Below are 22,059 nucleotides of genomic sequence, written 5' to 3' on the forward strand. Positions count from 1 at the left end.
TACGAACTTGGATGATAACGATTCTCATTATTGCATAAACTTTGGTGAAGCCATCCGCCGCCTGTTTTTCAACGGCGCCGGTGCCAGCCCCTTCCCCTCATTTGCAATCTGTCAGGAGTACTTATCGTCATGCGTCCCCTTGTCCCCGCCCGTCCCCCGCAACTGCGGCTGTTGCCCTGCTTGCTGCTGGCCAGCTTCAGCAGCGTGGCCTCGGCCCAGCAAACCGAACCGGCACCGGTATTGCCGGCCATTACCGTCAGCGCCAACAAGCAGCAACAGACGCTGGAATCGGTGCCGGCCAGCATTACCGTCATCGATGGCGAAAGTCTGCGTGATGCGCATATCGGCAGCGTCGATGCGCTGGAACACATCACGCCCGGATTGAGTTTCCAGCCGTTCGGCCAGGGCGGTGTCAATTCGCCGGTCGTGCGCGGCATGAGTGCCAACTTCTTTTCCTTTTCCACCTCCACGCTGTTGCTGGTCGATGGCGTGCCGACGCTGATGGCGCAAGGTTTCGACAATAACCTGCTGGCCGTCGACCGCGTCGAAGTACTGCGCGGACCGCAAGGCACCCTGTATGGCCGCAATGCCGAAGCCGGCGTCATCAACATCTATTCGCTGGTGCCGGACAATACCCCGCGCAGCATGTTGTCGGTCGCTGCCGGCAGCCGCAATCTGCGCAGCCTCAGTGTCGATCTGAGCCGGCCACTGGTGACCGATACGCTGTACGCCAGCATCGCCGGTGAATGGCGGCAACAAGACGGCTTCATCGACAATGCCAGCACCGGCGCCAAGGAAGGCGGGCGTGACACCCGCAATCTGAAACTGGCCTTGCGCTGGACCCCGGACACCCGCACCGACGCCACCTTGCGGTATACCCGTACTGATCAGGACGACGGCGCCGCGTGGTGGGGTGCGCCCGCCGCGGTACGTGGCACGGTCAATTCCGGCACTGCCGGCTGGAACAAATCCAACGGCTCGACCTTGTCGCTGAACCTGGCGCATGAACTTGATTCCGGTCTCAAGCTGCGTTCCATCACGGCGCGCAACGAGTGGTTCGACCATGTCATGCAAGACACCGACTTCCGCTTGCCGGATACCCTGCACATCGGCCGCGATCATCATTTCACCACCCTGTCGCAAGAATTCCGGCTGGAAGGCAAACTCGGTGCCGCCAGCTGGCTGGCAGGCTTGTATGCCGATCAGGACGACCACCATCTGCTCAATGAACAAAAGCTGCCGATGGCGTTGACGCGCAGTCGCGCCGCGCTGGCCGGCAATTCGGTGGCGCTGTTCACCGACTGGACGGTGCCGCTGGCGCAGCACTGGACCCTGGTCGCCGGCGCCCGCGCCGAACGTGACAGCGTACGCTTCACACCCGACGGCGGTGCGGAAAAAAGCGCCACCTGGACCCGCTTGTCGCCCAAGCTGGCGGTGCAATATCAATGGGCGCCGCAACAGCAACTGTACGCCAGCGTGACCGACGGTTTCCGTGCCGGCGGCTATAACGTCTTCGTACCGGGCGCTGGTTATGCCGCCTATGAGCCGGAAACCGTGCGCTCGTTTGAACTCGGCAGCAAAGGCTGGCTCGCCGGCAATCGCCTGCGTTATGCGGCGGCACTGTACCTGATGAACGTGCGCAACATGCAGGTACAGCAAATGCCGACGCCCGGCGTGGTGTACGTGACCAATGCGGCATCGGCGCGCTCCACCGGCGCCGAATTCGAACTCGACTATCTGCTCGGTGCCGGCTGGCAACTGCAAGCCGGTCTGGCCGTCAATCACACCCGTTTCGATACGTTCCGCGACGGCAGCAACAACTATGACGGCAACCACAATCCATTCGCGCCCGACCTTAACGGTCACCTCAGTGTGCGCTACGACGCCCGCGCCAACTGGTACGCACAAGCCACGCTGACCGGCACCGGCAAGGTCTATCTGGATGCCGCCAATCGCTATAGCCGCAACGGTTTCGGCCTGATCAATCTGAACGGCGGCTATCGCTTCGGCCAGACCGAAGTCTCGGCGTATCTGAACAATCTGGCCAATCACCGCTATGACGCCGTCGGTTACCAGAACGGCATCGTCACGGTCTACAGTCCGCCGCGCGAAGCCGGTCTGCGTCTGACCTGGCGCATGTAAGCACACCACCATCAAGGAATCACGACATGAACTTTGAAAACCATCATCCGCTGCAAGCCTATTGGGATCTGACCGTGGCCGCCGTGCAAGCCGAGGCCTTCGACCTGGCACTGGAAAGCGGCCTGCTCGATCACTTGCAGATGTCCGGCGGCGTCGCCGATATCGCCCGCCACATGCACATGGATCCGCACCGCAGCGGCTTGCTGCTGGAATTGTTATGGAGCATGGGGGTGCTGGAACGCAGCACTGGCGACAGCGCCACCAGCTATCGACTGACGCCGGCGCTGGCGCCCTATCTGGTATCGAACGGCGGACAATATTGCGGCGATGCCTGGCGCTATCGCTTGCAGGCCTTGCGTCACTTCGGCACGCAACTGCGCGGCTTGTTGCAAGCACCGTCAGCCACGGACGATAGCGGGCAGCCGGGCAGCGTGCCGGCGACCAAGACCTTCCAATCCGCCAACGGTCCCAACTGGGCGCAGGCTGCGCGCAAGCAAATCGGACAGGAACAGCGCGCCGCCACCACGGCTGCGGCACTGCATATCGTGAGCGCGATTGCCGAATGCCAGAGCGCGTTTGCCGCCACCGGCGCAACACCTGCCAAACCGCTGCACATGCTCGATCTCGGCGGCGGTCCCGGCTGGGTCGCGATTGCGCTGGCGCAAGCGTGTCCGCCATTGACCGGTGCCGTATTCGACTGGCCCGAAACGGTGGCGGTAGCCGCCGACAACATCCGGCAAACCGGTCTGGCGCAACGTCTGCACGCCCTGCCCGGCAATCTGGAGCAGGATGATATCGGCCACGGCTATGACCTGATCTGGTGTTCCTCGGTATTGCATTTCGTGCCGGACATGGCGGCGGTGCTGGCGAAAATACTGGCGGCGCTGAAACCGGGCGGCGTGCTGGTGTGCGCGCAAGCAGAAATCGCCGGTGACGCCGCTGCTGCCGCGCGGGTGCTGCCGTATTACCTGCCGATGCGCATGCTGGGCCGGCACGTGACGTATCAGGGACAACTGGCGCAACTGCTGGCCGACAACGGTTTCGTGGCGATTGAACAGAGCACCAGCACGGCATTTCCGATGGCGCCGGTGCAAGTGCTGATCGCCCGCAAGGACGCCGCATGAAGCCCTTTCTGCAACGCGACGGCTGGCGTCAGCTATGTTTCGGCTGGCTCAATCTGGTATTGACTGCACCCAGCGTTTACCTGTGGCTGGGCTTGCCGCTGGTGCTGCGCCAGCATGGCTGGTCGGGCGTGGAACTGGGCATCTTCCAATTGGCGGCCTTGCCGGCGGCACTCAAGTTCTTGCTGGCGGCACCGGTGGAACGCGGCCGCAAAACCAGTGCCGTGCCAAGTCGATATCGCTGGTGGGCCATCGCGCTGTGCCTGCTGTTTGCCGGCGCACTGTTGTTGATCGGACGTCAGCCTCTGCTCGGCAGTCGCGGCGAATTGTTCGCGCTGGCGTTCAGTGCCGCCTTGCTGGCGACCTGGGCCGACGTGCCGGTCAATGCGCTGGCGATCCGCCTGTTGCCGGAAACCCAGCGCCTGCGTGCCGGCGGTATCCGTTCGGCGGCACTGGCGCTCGGTGCCATCGTTGGCGGTGGCTTGATGTTGCTGGCGCATACGCAATGGGGCTGGCGCGCGCCGTTCTGGATCATGGCGCTGGGGCTGTTGCTGGCAGTGGCGACATTGCTGAGCCTGTCGCTGGGCCAAGAGTCGTCTGCGGTAGCCCCCCACACCCACGTCGACAAGCCGCCCGCCATGGATTGGCGCGGCTACTTCGCACAACCCGGTGGCGCTCGCTGGAGCGTGCTGTTGCTGCTGTGTTTTCCGGTGATCGGCGCGGCCTGGTTTTACCTCAAACCGCTAATGCTCGATCACGGTTTCGCCGCGCAGCAGGTCGCGGCCATCGTCGGTATCGGTGGCGGTGTCGTGGCTGCACTGTCCGGCATGCTGACGCCATGGTGTAGCCGTCGCCTCGGTCCCGGCAACGCGCTGCCGGCGGTGACCGCCTTGTGCCTGCTGGCGCTCGGGGCATTATTGCTGGCGGTGCAATTGCAAGCGGCCGCCGGATGGCTGGTCGGCGCGGCGATGTTGGTGGCGCTGGCCATGGGCAGCATGGCGGCAGTCGCGTTCGGTTTGATGATGTACTTTGCGCGGCCGTTGCGCAGTGCTGCCGATTACGGGATTCAGGCCAGCCTGTTTGCGATTGGCCGGATTGCGGTGCCCCTGCTGGGCGGCATTGCGCTGGATCGTTTCGGTTACCGCGGCATGTTGTGCGGTCTGTGGCTGGCGATGCTGCTGGTATTGCTATTGACGCTGAACAGCCGGCGCGTGATCGGCGCTGCCATGCAAGGCAGCGCCGCTGCTGCGGGTTAGTCAGTACTGCGCTCGCGGACATGGCGCCATGTCCGCGAGTTGAATCACAGACCGCCCATGCACAGGTACTTGATGACCAGATAATCATCAATGCCGTAATGCGATCCTTCGCGTCCCAGTCCCGATTGCTTGACACCGCCGAACGGCGCGACTTCATTCGAAATCAGGCCGGTATTGATGCCGACCATACCGCTTTCCAGACGTTCGGCGACGCGCCAGATACGGCCGATATCGCGCGAGTAGAAATAGCTGGCCAGACCGAATTCGGTATCGTTGGCCATGCCGATCACATCTTCCTCGGTCTTGAAACGGAACAACGGCGCCAGCGGGCCGAAGGTTTCTTCCCTGGCGACCAGCATTTCCGGGGTCGCATCCAGAAGCACGGTCGGTTCGAAAAAGCTGTGGCCGAGTGCGTGACGCTTGCCGCCAAGTGCCACCCGGCCGCCCTTGGCGCTGGCGTCGGCAATGTGCTGTTCGACCTTCTTGATGGCATTGTCATCAATCAGCGGACCTTGCGTGACGCCAGCCTCAAGACCATTGCCGACCTTCAGTTTTGCCACTGCCGCCACCAGTTTTTCCGCGAAGGCGTCATACACGCCATCTTGCACATACAGGCGATTGGCGCAGACGCAGGTCTGGCCGGCATTGCGATATTTGGACGCCATCGCTCCTTCGACTGCGGCATCCAGATCGGCATCGTCAAACACGATGAACGGCGCATTGCCGCCGAGTTCCAGCGACAGCTTCTTGATGGTCGGCGCCGATTGCGCCATCAGCAAACGACCGACAGCGGTGGAACCGGTAAAGGATATTTTGCGCACCGTCGGATTGCTGGTCATTTCTGCACCGATGGCGCGCGGGTCGCCGGTCAGCACGCTGAAAATTCCGGCCGGGATGCCGGCCCGTTCGGCCAGTACCGCCAGCGCCAGTGCTGAATACGGCGTGGCTTCCGCCGGCTTGAGTACCATCGGGCAACCGGCGGCCAGCGCCGGACCGGCCTTGCGCGTAATCATCGCGGCCGGAAAATTCCATGGCGTGATGGCGGCGCAGACCCCAATTGCTTCCTTGGTGACCACGATGCGGTTGGCCGACGATGGCGAAGGAATGGTGTCGCCGTAAGTCCGTTTGCCCTCTTCCGCAAACCATTCGATGAATGAAGCGGCATAGGTGATTTCGCCTTTGGCTTCGGCCAGCGGCTTGCCTTGCTCCAGCGTCATGATCTGCGCCAGATCGTCGGCATTGGCCAGCATCAGTTCATGCCATGTGCGCAAGATGCTGCTGCGCTCCTTGGCCGTCTTGCGACGCCAGCCTTGCCATGCCGCATCAGCGGCAGCAATCGCACGCCGGGTTTCGGCAGCACCCATTTTGGGCACCGTGCCGAGTTGCTCGCCGGTGGCCGGGTTGGTCACGCTGATGGCCGCGCCGTCGTCGGCATCGCACCAGACGCCGTTGACATAGGCTTGCTGGCGAAACAGGGAGGAATCGTTGAGTTGCATCATCGTCATTTCAAAAGAGTGTCGAACCGGCGGCCAGCGGATGGCCGCCGCTCAAAACGGGCCTCAGGCCGCGCGCAATACCTGGCGCAGAATCGCCAGCGCTTCATCCATGACCGCATCCTGAATCGTCAGCGGGAACAGGAAGCGAATCACATTGCCGTAGGTGCCACAGCTCAGCAACAGCAAACCTTGTTGCAGCGCCAGCGTTTGCACCCGCTTGGTAAAGTCGGCATCCGGCTCGGTGCTGCCCGGCTTGACGAATTCCACCGCCACCATCGCGCCCGGCCCACGGATTTCACCAATCGCCGGCACACTGCCGCGCAATTCATTGAGCGTGGCCTTGAGCTGGTCACCGAGACGCGCGCCGCGCTCGACCAATTGTTCTTCCTTGATCACATCGAGCACCGCCAGTGCCGAGGCTACCGCCAGCGGATTGCCGGCATAGGTGCCGCCAAGCCCGCCCGGCGCCGGTGCATCCATGATCTCGGTACGGCCGCAGACTGCCGACAACGGCATGCCGCCGGCCAGGCTCTTGGCCATGGTGATCAGATCGGCGGCGACATCGTAATGCTCCATCGCAAACAGTTTGCCGGTACGGGCAAAGCCGGTCTGCACTTCGTCGGCGATCAGCAAAATGCCGTGTTCATCGCAGATGCGACGCAGGCCGTGCATCAGTTCCGGCGGTGCCGCCTGAAAGCCGCCTTCGCCCTGTACCGGTTCGATGATGATGGCCGCCACGCGTTTGGCTTCGACATCGCTCTTGAACAAGGCTTGAATCGCGCTCAGCGAATCTTCGGTGCTGATGTCATGCAAGGCGCTCGGGAACGGTACGTGATAAACATCGCCCGGGAATGGGCCGAAACCGACCTTGTACGGCACGACTTTGCCGGTCAGCGCCATGCCCATCATGGTGCGGCCATGGAAACCACCGGAGAAGGCAATCACGGCGGCGCGACCGGTAGCGGCGCGGGCAATCTTGATGGCGTTTTCGACGGCTTCGGCACCGGTGCTGAACAACGCGGTCTTTTTCGGGAAAGCGCCCGGCGCCAGCGTGTTGATGCGCTCGGCCAGTTCGACATAGCTGGCGTAAGGAACGATCTGATACGCCGTATGCGTAAAGTGATCCAGTTGCTGCTTGATGGCAGCCACCAGTTTCGGATGACGATGACCGGTATTGAGCACGGCAATGCCGGCGGCGAAATCGATATAGCGGCGCCCTTCGACATCCCACAGTTCCGAATTCTCGGCGCGTGCCGCATAAAAATCACACATCACGCCAACACCGCGTGGCGTTGCTGCATTCTTGCGTTGCTGCAAATCGGCATTTTTCATTTCAACTGGCTCCTTGAATTCGATACTGTTAATATGACGCGCTCATGTGGCCCCATACTAAAGTTGAAATAGCATGGTCATATAGGGCCAATTTCGTTTTTCTCATGGTGCCACCTTGCCTGTAGCCTCACTTTCGGATTTGCTGCTGTTGCGCATCGACCGCCAGTTGCCGCTCAACCGCCAGATCTATCACATCATTCGCGAAGCCATCCTCAGCCAGATGTTGCCGACCGGCATGCAATTGCCGTCCACGCGCGATCTGGCGCGGGCGCTGGCGATGTCGCGCAATACCGTGACCTACGCCTACGATCAGTTGCTGGCCGAGGGCTATCTGGAAACCCGCACCGGCGCCGGCACCTTCATTACCGACACCACGCCGGCCGACATCCGGCTGGCAGCGCCGCCGCACCCGGCGTCCCATGGCCGCCATGCCGACCACACGGCACAACCGCGCTCGGCACTGTCGGCACGCGGTATTGCCATCACGCAGCAAGCCGGGGTCAGCGACCGCCAACTGGAAGCCTTCATGCCCGGCATTCCCGATGTGTCGCGCTTTCCGCACAAGATCTGGAACCGTCTGCAAAACAAATACTGGCGCCGCACCCATCCGGAATTACTGACCTATGGTCAGGGCGGCGGCCACCTGCCGTTGCGCGCGGCGATTGCCGAATATCTGCGCAGCGCGCGCTCGGTCAATTGCCAGGCCGAGCAAGTACTGATCACCACCGGCATTCATCAGTCGCTCGACATCATCGTCAAACTGCTGGGCGAGAACGGTGATGCCGCCTGGGTTGAAGACCCGTGCTACTGGGGCACCCGCAGCGTACTCAATTCACTCGATATCAAGACCCTGCCGATTGCAGTCGATGCCGAGGGCTTGCCGCTCGAACATGCACTGACGCCGCCACGCTTCATCTGCACCACGCCATCACATCAATATCCGCTCGGCATGGTCATGAGTCTGTCGCGGCGGCGGTTGTTGCTGGAATATGCCGCCGCGCATCAGAGCTGGATCATCGAAGACGATTACGACAGCGAATTCCGTTACGGCAGCGCGCCGCTGGCATCGCTGCAAGGTCTGGACCGGCACGACCGGGTACTGTACATGGGCACCTTCAGCAAAACCATGTTCCCCGGCTTGCGCATCGGTTTCCTGGTGGTGCCGGAAGCGCTGGCGGCCTCGTTCGCCAGCGGCAGCGCCGAGTTGTATCGCGGCAGCCAGCTCTTCCTGCAAGCGACGCTGGCCGACTTCATGGGCGAAGGCTATTTCGCTTCGCACATCCGCAAAATGCGCCTGCTGTATGCCGAGCGCCTGCAATTGCTGCAAGCCGCGATCCGCGAATTTCTGCCACCGCAGCTGGAAATCATGGGCGGCGAAGCCGGCTTGCACCTGACCCTGATGTTGCCGCCCGGCTGCAGCGACCAGGCCATCAGCAACGAAGCCCGCAGCGCCGGCATCATCGCCCGCCCCTTGTCGCGTTACTACATGCACGCCGACAGCGCCCGCCAGGGCTTGCTGCTGGGCTACGCCAATACCGAAAATGAACAGATCCGGCCAGTCTTCAAGCGACTGGCGCAGATCATCCTGCGGCACTTGCCGCCTCAGAACGACTGACTGCGCATCGCTGCCGGATGCCCGCCGAGTGCAATGCGGGTGCCGGTATCGACCAGCGTATCGCCATCGATGCGCAGCACCGACATGTCGGCGTCGAGGAAATTGCCGACATACAGGTAGCGGCCATCCGGGCTGAATACTGCCCCTTCGGGCAAGGCGCCGACGTCGATTTCACTGACGCGCGTCACCTGTGCACCATCGATCTTGAGCAAGACCACTTTGCCATTGCGATGATAAAACCAGGCTTCGTGGTTGCAATTCGACCCCTGAATCACAATCGCCGCCGCATGGGTGCCGGTCGGGCTCATGACCAGACCTTCCGGGGCGTCATCCACCACAACCTTGTTGGTGACGCGCGGCGGATTGACGGTGATATCGATAATACTGATGGTATCGGCATGACCATCCGAGGCATTCGGATGGCCCATGTCCACGGTCAGCGCCAGCGTGCCGTCAGGGGTGATCACGAGGTTGTAGGGCACCAGCCCGGTCGGGATATCGGCTTCATGTTGGTAACTGACATTCTCGCCATCGATCTGCAACACGCCCAGCGTATGCGTTTCCATCTTGGCAAAGAAAGCGCGGCGGCCATCGGCATCGAACGCCACTGCCACCGGATGGCCATCGACCGCCACGGTACCGATCAGGCTTACCTGCTTGTCGCGAATGCGCAATACCGAGATCGAATGGTCGGCACGATTGGCAATCAATGCCAGCGTGCCGGCGCGGTTGATCGCCATGCCCGAGGGTTGCGGTCCGACTTCCAGCGTGGCGATCATGGCCGGTGGTTGCAGCGTCAGGTCAACCACATGCAGCAGATTGCCCGGTCCCGGCGTCCACACGCCATCTTGCTCACGCCAGCGCATCGGATTGGCCAGCAAGGCCAGCGTGTTATCGGGCGTGATGGCCAGATTGGTGGGCGGGCCGAACAAGGAATTTTCGACCGGAATCGTGACCACGTGACGCGGTTGCGCCGGATCACTGCCGATATCGAAAATCATCAGGTGATCATTGCCGGCCGCCAGAAAATGAATCTTGCCGGCGGCATCCCAGGTCACTTTTTCATCGTTGGCGACCAACATGTAATGTGGTGCCGGATGGTTGGTATGCATATTGTTCCTTGCTGCGGAGAATGAGGTCATGGTGCCGGGCGTGCGGATGCTGCTCAAGGCGGCGCCAGCGTCGAGCTGATCAGTTGCCGCGTATAAGGATGCTGCGGCGCGAAATACACTTGCTGCGCGGCGCCGCGTTCGACGATCCGGCCGGACTGAATCACCAGAATATCGTCCGAGATATGCTGCACCACCGCCAGATTGTGGCTGATGAACAGATATGCCAACTGGAATTCGCGCTGCAATTCCTGCAACAGATTGAGAATTTGCGATTGTACCGAGACATCCAGCGCCGAGGTCGGTTCGTCGCAGATCAGGATGCGCGGGCGCAGCATCAGGGCGCGGGCGATGGCGACCCGCTGCCGCTGACCGCCCGACAATTCGCGCGGATAACGCTGATGAAAACCGGCGCTGAGACCGACTGCGTCCATCATGGCGCGCGCTGCACGGTCGCGGCTGGCGGCATCGCCGATGTCATGCGCACGCAACGGCAGGCTCAGGATCTGGGCAATCGTGGCGCGCGGATTGAGCGATGAATACGGATCCTGAAACACCATTTGTATGGTGCGGGCGCGTTCCATGCGCGAGGTTTCCTGCAAACTCTTGCCATCCAGCAGCACCCGTCCGGTGCCGGGACTAATCAGGCCGAGCAACAGTTTGGCAATGGTCGATTTGCCGCTGCCCGACTCGCCGACCAGTCCGGTGGTGACACCGGTATTGAGCGTGAAATCGATGTTGTCCAATACCTGCGGCGCGGCAGCAGCGCCAAACAATCCCATTCCGGATTTCTTGTAGCTGAAGGACACGCCTTCCAGTGCCAGCGTTTGGGCGATGTGCGCGCTCATGCCGCCACCTCTTTCATCTGCTGCAACTGCCCCGGCTTCAGACACAGGTAGCTGTGCATGCCATGCTGTGCCGGTGCCGGTCCCGGCTCGCGGCAGGCATCTTCATGCAAGGAACAGCGTTCATAAAACGGACAACCGGCGATGTCGTTATCGAATGACGGAATGCTGCCGCTGATCGACGGCAAGGCCGATTTCGGCACGGTATGGCCGGGACGCGGAATGCAGCGCAACAGCAAGGTGGTGTACGGATGCAAGGGATGGCGAAACACTTCTGCCGCCGGTCCGGCTTCGACCACGTCGCCGGCATACATCACCATGACGTCATCGGCGATCTTCGAGACCAGTCCCAGGTCATGCGAAATGAAGATCAGGCCGATCTTGAATTCGCGCTGAATGTCGCGCAACAATTCCAGCAATTCAGCCTGGACCGTGACATCCAGCGCCGTGGTCGGTTCGTCGGCGATCAACAGATCGGGACCACACATCAGCGCCATGGCGATCATCACGCGTTGCCGCAAGCCGCCCGACAATTCATGCGGGTACTGCTGCAAGCGCGCTTCGGGATTGGTGATACCGACCCGTTTCAGCAGATAGATGGCGCGTTCGGTCGCCGCCCGGCGACTCACTTTCTGATGCTGCAACAAGACGTCGGTCAGTTGCGTGCCGACCGTAAACACCGGATTGAGCGAGGTCATCGGATCTTGAAAAATCATGGCAATCCGGGCACCGCGCACATCACTCCACTGCCGTTCACTCAGTTGTGCCAGGTCGATACCATCGAAGCGCAAGGTGGTACTGCGCCGGACCACGCCGTCGGCCAGCAGGCTCATCAGTGACAGCGCGGTCAGTGATTTGCCGCAGCCGGACTCGCCGACGATGCACAATGTCTTGCCGCGCTGTACCGAGAACGACACGTTGCGCACCATGTGCTTGACCGGCGTGGTGCTGACGATGTCGACGTGCAAGCCTTCAACACATAACAATGCTGGTTCCATGATCACTCTTTCCTTTGCGCCCGGCGGATGATGTCGCCGGTCTGATTCACACACAACACCAGCAAGAACAGCACCACGCTGGGGATCACCACCAGCGATGGCTGAAACAGAATGTTTTCCTTGCCCTCGGCAATCATCAGTCCGAGCGATGGCAGCGGCGGCGGCACACCGAGTCCGAGGAACGACAGCGACGCTTCCAGCGTCACCGCCATGGCGGCGTCCATGGTGCCGATGATGACCAGATTGCCGAACAGATTCGGCATCACTTCATGCCACATGATTTGCCAGTGCGAACATCCTTGCAGCCGCGCCGCCACCACAAAATCGGCATTGCGCAAGCTCATCGCCATGGTGCGTGCCACCAGCGCATAACGTTCCCATAACAGGCCGCCCAGCACCAGCACCACAATCGTCAGCGACGCGCCGAACAGCGACACCACGGCCAGCGCCACCAGAATGATCGGCAGCGACAAGCGGGCCGTGATCAGAAACGAAATCACGCGGTCGGTGATGCCGCCGAAATAGCCGGCGCTGACGCCGAGCACGGTACCGATAATGCCGCCCATGAGTGCGACACTGACACCAATCAGCGCCGATACCCGCACGCCGTACAAGGCGCGCGCCAGCACATCGCGGCCGAGGTGATCGGTACCGAGCACGTGGGTCCAGCTGCCGCCCTCGCCCCACACCGGTTCTTGCAGGCGCGCCAGCAAATCCTGGGTATAGGGATCGGCATTGAGCAGCAGCGGCCCGAACAAACCGGCCGCTACCAGCAAGCAAAGCAGGATGGCAACGCCGTGACGCCGCAGCGACAGTCTTGGCAATGAATTGAATAGCTTGTGCATGAGCATAGGGAAATGGAATTAGCGCGTGCTGCGGATGCGCGGATCGAGCCAGCCGTTGAACAGATCGGCACACAAGGTCAAGGCGATATAGAACAGCGAAAACACCAGAATCAGGGCCTGGATAGTCGGAAAGTCGCCGCGCAGGATGGAAATCCAGGCCAGCTGACCGGCGCCGTTGATGGCAAACACCGACTCGATCACCACCGACCCGGCCAGCAAGGTGCCCATCTGCGCCGCGGCCAGCGACACGATGGGTCGCACCGCATTGCGCAAGGCGTACTTCAGCAAGATCTTGCGTGCATCAAGGCCCATGGCGCGCGTGGTGCGGATGTAATCGGCGCGCAGCACGCTTTCCATTTCGGCTTTCATGAGGCGGATCATGGCCGGCGTGGCAAATACCGCCAGCACGATGGTCGGCATCACGAAATTGCGCCAGCTGTCGAAACCCGAGGCCGGCAGCCAGGAATTCTGCACACTGCAAATGATGATCAGCAGAAACGCCAGGCAAAATGGCGGCATCGCCTGACTGCACGCGGTGAACCACATCGTCAGCCGGTTGATCCATGACTTTGGCCAGTAACCGGCAGCAATCCCGAGCGGCAAGGCAATCAGCAAGGCCAGCAACATCGACAATGCGCCGAGCTTGGCGGTCAACGCGAAATGCTGCAGCAGCAATTCACTGACCGGACGCCGGAAATACAGGCTTTCGCCGAAATCGCCATGCGCCAGCGCCGCCAGCCATTTGCCATACTGCAGCACAATCGGCTGGTCAAAACCGTATTGCGACGACAGATGCGCGACATCGGCGGCACTGCCCTCGCCGGCCAGCCTGGCGGCCGGATCGCCGGAAGCGAAGATCAGGGTAAAGCTGATCATCGAGACGAAAATGACCAGTCCCAGAGACACCAGCAAGCGCCGCAACATGTAGAAAATCATGAGGTCGTCCTGTTTGTTGATACCGGCCCGGGACCTTGCAATCCCGGGCATCGCTGCCAATCCGCTTACTTCCAGCTGGCTTTGTAAAAGCGCGGAAACTCATCGGCATCCACGGCAAAGTTCACCGACTTGTTTTGCGCATAACTCAACGAGTGATTCCACAGCGGCACCCAGTACGCCTGCGCCGCAATGATCTTCAAGGCCTGCGCATAACGTTGCTTGCGGAAGGCCGGATCGACCGAGGTATCGGCTTCCTTGAGCAGCTTGACCACTTCCGGATTCTTGACCTGATCGTCAGCGCCACCGCCAAAGAAGTTGCTGGTGCTCAAGGCAACATCGGCGATGCCATACGAACCCCAGGCCGCTGCCAGCAACGGTGCCCGGCCTTCGCGCCACGCCGTGGTGGCAGTCGAGTACTGCTGTTCGATCAGATTGATCTTGACGCCGATCTGCGCCAGATTGGCCGATACCACTTCAAAGATGGCACGGGGCGGATAAGCCATCACCATATCCATCGCAAAACCGTTGGGGTAACCGGCTTCCGTCATCAGACGCTTGGCGCCGGCGACATCGTAGGGATATACCTGGACATCGGTGGCACAGCCGAATTGCAATGGATTACAGGCCGCGTTGGTGAGCTTGGACGCGCCGCCGATCAGCGCGCTGCGAATCGCTTCGCGGTTGATCGCCATGTTCAGCGCCTGGCGTACCTTGAGGTTGGCCAGCGGCGACTTGCCATCCTGAAAACGCGGATTGATCGAGATGTAGCTGATGCGCATGATGTTGACGGTTTTGACATCCAGCGACTTTTGCGCGCTCAGCTTGCGCGCGGCGTCGGGTGGCAAACGCCAGATCCAGTCCAGACCACCGCCGAGCAGTTCGGCGTATTGGGTGTTGGTATCCGGCAGGATGCGCACCACCAGCCGTTTGATGGCAGGCTTCTTGCCGAAATAGCCGTCGAAACGTTCGAACACATAGCGGCTGCCGGGCTGGCTTTCCACCAGACGATACGGGCCAGTGCCGACCGGCTTGGACCCCATCAGCGACATATTGGCCTGATAGTAATGCTTGGGATAGATCGGCAGATTTTCCGACAACATTTCCAGCGCCAGCGGGAATGGTTCTTTCATGCGGATACGGAAGCTGCTATCCGAGATTTTTTCTACCTTGTCGATCCAGCTGACCGTATTTTGAAAGCGCGCGTTGTAGTCTTTCGAGGCCACCAGATTCAGCGTGTAGACCACGTCATCCACGGTGAGCTTGCTGCCGTCGTGAAATACCACGTCCTTGCGCAAGGTGAATTCCATGGTTTTATCATCCACGAACTTGAAGGCCGACGCCAGCGCCGGTTCAAACTTGCCGGTCTGGGCATCTTTCTGGATCAGGCCGGAATACACCATGCGGATCAGGCTCAGCCCGGGACGGTCGGCTTCCTTGTAGGCATCCAGCGTGGCCGGTGCCGAGTCGAAGGCGACATTGAAGGTATCGTCAGCCTTGGAAGCCAACGCGGCGTGACACAGCATCAGTGCCACTGCGCCTGTCACCATCTTTGTTACGACGCTGCGTGAAGTCAGTGAAAACAAGATTTTCTCCTTGGGATCATGGAATACAAACGGCAATACAAACGGGAACGCATACAAACTTCATTGATACGAAATTCGGCAGCGGCCGCCTTGCCGCTGCCGAATTTCTACAGTGCGAGGTTGAACCAGGTGGTTTTCAGATCGCTGTACTTGTCGAGCGCATGCAAGGACTTGTCGCGACCGAAACCGGATTGCTTGACGCCGCCGAACGGCACCGTGATATCGCCATCCATATAGCAGTTGACCCAGACCAGTCCGGCGCGCAGCCGGCGCGAGACCCGATGGGCGCGGCCCAGATTGGCGGTCCACAAACCGGAGCCGAGGCCATACGGCGAATCATTGGCCAAGGCTATCGCCTGTTCTTCGGTACTGAATTTTTGCGCTGCCAGCACCGGTCCGAAAATTTCTTCGCGCACGATGCTGAAGTCCTGACTGCTGCAATCGAAGATGGTCGGTTCGATGTAGAAGCCGCCGCTGGCGTTGCGCACCTGTTTGCCGCCACTGCGCAGCGTCGCGCCTTCGCGCACGCCGGCATCGATGTACGCCAGCACCTTGCGCATTTGCGGTTCGTCGACAATTGCCCCCATCGCGGCGCGCGGATCGCGCGGATCGCCGGGCAACATGGTGGTAGCGAAATGCTGCACGCGCGCCATGAAGTCGTCGTAAATGGTGTCTTGCACATAGAGCCGCGAACCGGCGATGCAGACTTCCCCTTGATTGCTGAAGATGCCGACGGCTGCCGCCTGCGCCGCCTTGTCCAGATCGGGACAATCGTCGAAGACGATATGCGGCGACTTGCCGCCGCATTCGAGCCAGACCCGCTTCAGATTGGATTGACTGGAATATTCCATGAAGCGCTTGCCGGTCAGCGTGGAACCGGTAAAGGCAATGCAATCGACATCCATGTGCAAGCCGAGCGCCTTGCCGGCGGCAGCGCCAAGACCCGGCACCACGTTGAAGACACCGGCCGGAATGCCGGCTTGCTGCACCAGTTCGGCCAGCTTGAGCGCACTCAGTGAGGATTGCTCGGCCGGTTTGAGAATCACGCTGTTGCCGACCGCCAGTGCCGGCGCGATTTTCCAGGCCGCCATCATCAGCGGGTAATTCCACGGCACCACGGCTGCCACCACGCCGATTGCTTCCCGCGTAATGGTCGCCAGCACGTCTTCGCCGGTGGGCGCGATCTCATCGTATTGCTTGTCGATGGCTTCGGCATACCAGGCGTAACACTTCACCGTTTCCGGGATGTCGTACAGCACGGCGTCGGCAATCGGCTTGCCCATGTCCAGCGTTTCCAGCAAGGCCAGTTCTTCACCATGCTCGGCAATCAGTTGCGACAGTCGCAGCAACGCTTGCTTGCGTTCACGCGGATGCAGCCGCGACCAGACTCCGGCTTCAAAGGTCCGGCGCGCTGCCGCCACCGCCAGATCGACATCTTCACTCTGACAGGCGACCACATCGGCCAGCTTGCGGCCGTCAATCGGACTCAGTGCGGCAAAGGTGCTGCCGCTGATGGCATCGACGAAACGGCCGTCGATGAAAGCCTGGTGCTGAATCGACAGCGCCGCGGCACGTTCTTGCCAGTACGCCAGATCATGTAATTTCATGGGTTGCTCCAGTACGAATGAATGTGAATGTCGTGTGCATTTGTGCCGGCGCTCAACCGATGCGGCCGGCACGCGCCAGCATGGCTGCCAGCAAGACGTTGCCGCCGGCTTCCAGATGTTCCGGCTTGGCATCTTCAATTTCGTTATGGCTGATGCCGTCTTTGCACGGCACGAAAATCATCGCGGTCGGCGCTACCGACGCGATGTAGACCGCGTCATGGCCGGCACCGGTGACGATATCCATATGCGACAGGCCGGCGCTGGCGGCGCCTTCGCGGATCATGCCGACCAGCGCCGGATCGAATGGCGTCGGCTTGAAATACTGGATATCCGTCAATTGCACTTGCAGCCCGAATTTTTCCTGCGCATCGATACACGCCTGACGCCAGCGCTGATCCATGCGGTCCAGCGTGGCTTCGTCCTGATGGCGAATATCGGCGGTGAACGTGACCTGCCCCGGAATCACATTGCGCGAGCCGGGATGAATCTGCACCGCGCCGACCGTGCCGCGTCCGTGCGGCTGGTTGTCATTGGCCAGATGAATCACTTCCTGCATCAGATGGGTGGCGGCAAACAAGGCATCTTTGCGGATTGCCATCGGCGTCGGACCGGCATGCATTTCCATGCCGGTCACGGTGACGTCGTACCAGCGCACGCCGAGCGAACCGGTCACCACGCCGATGACCTTGTCTTCATGTTCCAGAATCGGTCCCTGTTCGATATGCGCTTCGAAGTACGCGCCAATCGGACGCCCGCCGACGGCGTCGCTGCCGGCGTAGCCGATGGCTTGCAATTCATCGCGCACCGACAGCCCGGCCAGATCCCTGGCGTCGAGTGCGGTATCCAGCGTGAACTTGCCGGCAAACACGCCGGAACCCATCATCACCGGCACGAAGCGCGAACCTTCTTCATTGGTCCAGATCGCCAGTTCCAGCGGCGCCTCGGTTTGCACATTGTTTTCCTGCAGGCAGCGCATCACTTCGAGTCCTGCCAGCACGCCGTAACAACCGTCAAACTTGCCGCCGGTCGGTTGGGTGTCGATATGGCTGCCGGTCATCACCGGCGCCAGGGAGTCGTCACGGCCGGCGCGGCGGCCAAAGATATTGCCGACCTGATCAACCCGGATCGTGAGGCCAGCCTGTTTCATCCAGCCCACCGCCAGATCGCGCCCGGCGCCATCCAATGCCGTCAGCGCCAACCGGCAATTGCCACCCTTTTCCGTGGCACCGATTTGCGCCAGTTCCATCAGCGAGTGCCACAGGCGGTCGCCATTTATTGCCAATTTGCTGGCCGGTACATTGCTTGTCATGCTGATTCCTCTCGTGACATCGTGGTACGCAGTTGCGCACACCTTGGGATTGATTCGGTCGTGATGCTGTTGCTGATTACGCTTGCTGCTTTTTCAGCGCGGCCTGACGGATGCCGGACAAGGTATCGCCGGGCGCAATGCCGTCCGGGTCATAGCGGATTTCCAGCAAGGCCGGCAATTGCTTGCTGTCGGCGAACGCGCGGGCGCGTTCAAAGGCCGCCGCGAAATCTTCGGTCTTGTCGACGATTTCGCCGTAGCCGCGATAGGCACGCACGATCTCGGTGAATTCCGGATTGTCGAAATTGAGTGCAATCGCGCGCGCCGGGAAATCACGTTCCTGATGGGCCCGGATGGTGCCCCACATACCGTTGTTGAAGACCAGTACGATGATGCCGAGGCGGTATTGCATGGCCACGCCCAGCTCTTGCAAATTCATCTGGAAGCAACCGTCACCGGCGTAACACACCACCGTGCGGTCGCGCTTTTCCAGCTTGGCCGAAATCGCCGCCGGCAAGCCGTAGCCCATGGCGCCAAGGGCCGGTGCCAGACTGCTGCCGACGCCGGAGAACTGGCGATAGCGATGCGGATACAAGGCGTAATTGCCGGCGCCGACGGTGATGCAGGCATCGGCCGGCAACACTGTATTGAGATGCGCGGCGGCGGCATTGAGGTTCATCGCACCCGGTGCATCGAGTGGTTGCAGCGTGCTCAGGTATTCGGTATTGGCGCTGCGGGTGGCGGCGGACCAGCGGATCGCGCGTGTCGGTTGCAGGTCGGCGACCTGTTCGGCAAAACCGGCCGGGTCGGCCACAATCGCCTGGGTCGGCATGAACACGCGACCCAGCTCTTCCGGATCGGGATAGACATGGATCAGCTTTTGTTGCGGCAACGGGCTGGCAATCACCGAATAGCCTTCGGTAGTGGCTTCGCCGAGCCGGGTGCAGACCGACAGAATCAGATCGGCATTGGCGACCCGGGCCCGCAATTCAGGGCTCATGCCCCAGCCGACATGACCGGCAAAATTCGGATGGCGCTGATCGAAACATTCCAGACGCCGCCAGGCGACGCCGACCGGCAAATCGAAACGTTCGGCAAATGCCTGTAACCGGGCGCTGGCCTGTTGCGTCCAGCCGTGACCGCCGACAATCATGAATGGCCGTTCGGCGGCTTCGATCAGTTCGCGCATCTGGGCGACATCGGCGACGCCGGGATTGCTTTGGGCGCGCCGGTAACGCGGCATGTCCGCTACTTGCGCGGTGCCCCACAAGGTATCTTCCGGCAACGCCAGCACCACCGGACCGGGCCGGCCGCTGGTGGCGACCGCAAAGGCCCGTGCGATGAATTCCGGGATCCGTTCGGTGCGGTCGATCTGCGCTACCCACTTGGTCATCTGGCCGAACATGCGGCGATAGTCGATTTCCTGGAACGCTTCGCGCTCATAGAAATCATTGCCGACCTGACCGACAAACAAGATCATCGGCGTCGAGTCCTGATAGGCGGTGTGAACGCCAATGCTGGCGTTGGTGGCGCCGGGACCGCGCGTGACAAAGCAGATGCCCGGCTCACCGGTCAGCTTGCCATAGGCTTCGGCCATATAGGCAGCCCCGCCCTCCTGCCGGCACACGATGCTTTCCATCGCGTCCTGATGTTCGTTGAGGGCATCGATACACGGCAGATAGCTTTCGCCGGGAACCAGAAACACCCGCTTGACGCCATGCACGCGCAATTGCTGCATCAAGATTTGACCGCCGTTGCGTGGGGGGGCAGATAATGCTGTCATATTGTTCTCACCTGGATAATGGATTCAGAATTTGTTCTACTGCCCGATTCTTCACTGGTTGCCTTTACTCAAATAAGCAGCTTGATAGTAAGGTGGTAAGGCCACTCGATACCGACTACTGGGTTCAGCAAATAGCATGCCAGTCAAAAACAGGGATTTCGGCTAAATTAACTTCAAAAAAAGCCCCCGGATGCACAGATCGGGGGCGTGATGCACGTCGCGGTCACCGCTTCAGTGCTGTTGCACCAACCCGGTCAGCCGGCTTTGCCCGCCACCAGTCGCATACCCGACATCACTGCGTCGTCATTGCCGAAGTCTTCGCGCAGACGATCCAGAATGCCATTCAAATGCAAAAACATGGCTTGCCGCGCGCCCTCTGCATCACCGGCGCGGATCGCCTGCAATACCCGGTCGTGTTCGACTTCCGCCAACTGCCATACCTGATGCGTGACAAAGTGTTCTTCCAGCCGGTTCAGCATGGCGCTGCTATCGCGCAGATTCAACAAGTGCAATACCGTGCTCGACAAGGCGACGTTGCCGCTGGCTTCAGCGATGGCCAGATGGAAGGCGCGGTCATGCAGACGCGGATTGCCTGAACCGGGCATACTGGCGGCAGCCGCCACAATCGCCGCCAGTTGTTGTTGCGAGGCATTGCCGGCCGCCAGTGCCGCGCATTCCGGCTCTACCAGCAAGCGGGTTGCCATCAGATCAAACGGGCCGACATCTTCATAGGGCACTTGCAGTTCGGCGCCGGCCAGAGTTTCATCGCGTTTCTTGGGCAAGGTCACGAAGACGCCGGTGCCCACCCTCACCTCGACATAGCCTTCGATTTCCAGCGCGATCAGCGCTTCGCGGATCGACGGCCGGCTGACTTCAAGTTGTTCCGCCAGTTCACGCTCCGACGGCAAGCGCTCGCCGACCTGGAAATCACCGGCGCGGATGCGGCCGGCAATCTGATCGGCAATCATGCGGTAGAGACGGGTAACGCTGACAGGATGGAATGAACTCATGGCTAATCTGTAAAAAATCAATCACTGAAAATGGAACTGCTTTCCGGTTGCAGCGATCAGGTGGTAAGGCCAGCAATATACCTTAGCATCTGACAGTGTCAAGCTGCATCGCAACACGTGCACGACATCTGCGCCGTCCTTGCTATACCCGTTACTTATACAGCAGTGGCATGCCACGCGACGAACTCGGCGTGCCGTGCCAGCAGGCGGCGGCCATTATTGTAAAGCGGCGCGTCGATCCACAAACTCAAGTCAGTCGGCGGTGCGGTCTTTTGCCGCTCGAATGCGCTGCATAACTGTTCGGCCGCCTGCACCTGTTGCGCCGATGGCGTCAACGCCTCATTGAGCAGCGCCACGTGCTCCGGGAAGACCACGCACTTGCTCTTGAAACCGAGCCGGCGCGCCAGTTCCAGATCCGCCGTGAAGGTGGCGATGGCACGGAAGGTACAGGGACAATCAATCGCCACCACGCCGGCGGCGACACATTCCAGCAAAAACCGCGCGCGCGCATAACGCAACTCGACACCATCCGCGCCGCGCTCGGCACCGAGGCTGGCCGAAAAATCTTCCGCCGCCAGCAGACACGCCGTCACGCGCGGACTGGCGCGCAGAATCGCGCCAAGCGCCAGCAGCCCGGCAGCCGATTCAATGGTCGGTGCAATCTCGGTACTGCCGGCAGCAATGCCTTGCTCGGCTTCCAGCGACGAGATTTCGGCGGCCAGCGCGACAATTTGTTCAGGGCGGTCGACATGCGGCAAGAACACCACATCCGGACGCCCCGCCATGACACCGCACAAATCGGCATGCCCGTCATGTTCCAGCTTGTTGACGCGCACCGCACCGACCACGCCGCGGGCGCGGCAATCGGCCATCATGGCAGCAATGTGCAAGCGCGCCTCGGGACGATCTGCGGGCGCCGTGAATTCTTCAAGGTCGGCCACCACCACATCGGCGCCGCCGGCAATGGCGCGGGCATGCGCGGCCTGGTCCATGCCGGCGACGAACATCCAGCCGCGCCGCAATGTCGGTGGACGGCGTGTGCTGGCGGTGGATGGCATTGCGCATAAAGTCATTT

Annotated in this window: 17 protein-coding genes; 4 read left to right on the top strand and 13 right to left on the bottom strand. The window is 61.0% G+C overall.

Translation table 11 applies throughout. The annotated features are described in order from the left end of the window. The first annotated feature begins 129 nt into the window (after positions 1-129). From AKL27_RS02350 to AKL27_RS02360, 3 genes are read left to right on the top strand one after another with little or no spacing between them, the layout of a single operon-like run. Positions 130-2,142 (top strand): TonB-dependent receptor, encoded by a 2,013-nt coding sequence (locus AKL27_RS02350; protein WP_050461042.1) that lies wholly within the window; start codon positions 130-132, stop codon positions 2,140-2,142. Positions 2,143-2,168: 26 nt separating this feature from the next. Then, positions 2,169-3,266 (top strand): class I SAM-dependent methyltransferase, encoded by a 1,098-nt coding sequence (locus AKL27_RS02355; RefSeq protein ID WP_050461043.1) that lies wholly within the window; start codon positions 2,169-2,171, stop codon positions 3,264-3,266. Next, the gene (locus AKL27_RS02360) at positions 3,263-4,519 is read left to right on the top strand and encodes an MFS transporter (RefSeq protein WP_050461044.1); all 1,257 of its coding nucleotides are present in this window, start codon (positions 3,263-3,265) and stop codon (positions 4,517-4,519) included. Before AKL27_RS02355 ends, AKL27_RS02360 begins: the two co-directional genes overlap by 4 nt. Before the next feature lie 44 nt (positions 4,520-4,563). On the opposite strand, the gene gabD is transcribed toward AKL27_RS02360, so the two are convergent. Both gabD and gabT read right to left on the bottom strand, forming a co-directional pair. Beyond that, positions 4,564-6,018, bottom strand: a complete 1,455-nt coding sequence (gene gabD, locus AKL27_RS02365; protein ID WP_050461045.1) for an NADP-dependent succinate-semialdehyde dehydrogenase — start codon at positions 6,016-6,018, stop codon at positions 4,564-4,566. A gap of 60 nt (positions 6,019-6,078) precedes the next feature. After that, entirely contained in the window at positions 6,079-7,347 is a 1,269-nt protein-coding gene (gabT, locus tag AKL27_RS02370) for a 4-aminobutyrate--2-oxoglutarate transaminase (protein ID WP_050461046.1), read from the bottom strand. A 115-nt stretch (positions 7,348-7,462) separates the two neighbouring features. Between gabT and pdxR the strand changes: the two genes are divergently transcribed. Next, positions 7,463-8,962 carry a MocR-like pyridoxine biosynthesis transcription factor PdxR gene (pdxR, locus tag AKL27_RS02375; protein ID WP_050461047.1) on the top strand — a complete coding sequence of 500 codons (1,500 nt, stop codon included), beginning with the start codon at positions 7,463-7,465 and terminating at the stop codon, positions 8,960-8,962. Here pdxR and AKL27_RS02380 read toward each other — a convergent pair. The 11 genes from AKL27_RS02380 to AKL27_RS02430 form a co-directional block, all read right to left on the bottom strand. Then, positions 8,950-10,074 (bottom strand): beta-propeller fold lactonase family protein, encoded by a 1,125-nt coding sequence (locus AKL27_RS02380; RefSeq protein WP_050461049.1) that lies wholly within the window; start codon positions 10,072-10,074, stop codon positions 8,950-8,952. The genes pdxR and AKL27_RS02380 overlap by 13 nt on opposite strands. 53 nt (positions 10,075-10,127) lie before the next feature. Next, positions 10,128-10,919 carry an ATP-binding cassette domain-containing protein gene (locus AKL27_RS02385; RefSeq protein WP_050461050.1) on the bottom strand — a complete coding sequence of 264 codons (792 nt, stop codon included), beginning with the start codon at positions 10,917-10,919 and terminating at the stop codon, positions 10,128-10,130. Beyond that, positions 10,916-11,914 carry an ABC transporter ATP-binding protein gene (locus tag AKL27_RS02390; protein ID WP_050461051.1) on the bottom strand — a complete coding sequence of 333 codons (999 nt, stop codon included), beginning with the start codon at positions 11,912-11,914 and terminating at the stop codon, positions 10,916-10,918. The genes AKL27_RS02385 and AKL27_RS02390 overlap by 4 nt, the downstream gene beginning before the upstream one ends. A gap of 2 nt (positions 11,915-11,916) precedes the next feature. Continuing rightward, on the bottom strand, positions 11,917-12,759 hold the full coding sequence (locus tag AKL27_RS02395; RefSeq protein WP_232310873.1) for an ABC transporter permease: 843 nt from the start codon (positions 12,757-12,759) through the stop codon (positions 11,917-11,919). Positions 12,760-12,777: 18 nt separating this feature from the next. Then, complete coding sequence (locus AKL27_RS02400; protein ID WP_050461053.1) at positions 12,778-13,695, bottom strand: ABC transporter permease; 918 nt, start codon at positions 13,693-13,695, stop codon at positions 12,778-12,780. Positions 13,696-13,760: 65 nt separating this feature from the next. Continuing rightward, positions 13,761-15,278 (bottom strand): ABC transporter substrate-binding protein, encoded by a 1,518-nt coding sequence (locus tag AKL27_RS02405; protein WP_232310874.1) that lies wholly within the window; start codon positions 15,276-15,278, stop codon positions 13,761-13,763. A 107-nt stretch (positions 15,279-15,385) separates the two neighbouring features. Then, entirely contained in the window at positions 15,386-16,885 is a 1,500-nt protein-coding gene (locus tag AKL27_RS02410; protein ID WP_050461054.1) for an aldehyde dehydrogenase, read from the bottom strand. A gap of 52 nt (positions 16,886-16,937) precedes the next feature. Next, positions 16,938-18,194, bottom strand: a complete 1,257-nt coding sequence (locus AKL27_RS02415) for a Zn-dependent hydrolase (RefSeq protein ID WP_050461055.1) — start codon at positions 18,192-18,194, stop codon at positions 16,938-16,940. Between the two features lie 76 nt (positions 18,195-18,270). Then, positions 18,271-19,974 (bottom strand): thiamine pyrophosphate-binding protein, encoded by a 1,704-nt coding sequence (locus AKL27_RS02420; protein ID WP_050461056.1) that lies wholly within the window; start codon positions 19,972-19,974, stop codon positions 18,271-18,273. Between the two features lie 254 nt (positions 19,975-20,228). Further along, positions 20,229-20,984 carry a FadR/GntR family transcriptional regulator gene (locus tag AKL27_RS02425; protein ID WP_050461057.1) on the bottom strand — a complete coding sequence of 252 codons (756 nt, stop codon included), beginning with the start codon at positions 20,982-20,984 and terminating at the stop codon, positions 20,229-20,231. A gap of 155 nt (positions 20,985-21,139) precedes the next feature. Continuing rightward, positions 21,140-22,057, bottom strand: coding sequence for an HpcH/HpaI aldolase/citrate lyase family protein (locus AKL27_RS02430; protein WP_232310875.1), 918 nt, complete (start codon positions 22,055-22,057; stop codon positions 21,140-21,142). Between the last annotated feature and the right edge of the window lie 2 nt (positions 22,058-22,059).

Origin of the sequence: Herbaspirillum autotrophicum, assembly GCF_001189915.1 — a bacterium.
GTDB classification, from domain to species: domain Bacteria; phylum Pseudomonadota; class Gammaproteobacteria; order Burkholderiales; family Burkholderiaceae_D; genus Herbaspirillum; species Herbaspirillum autotrophicum.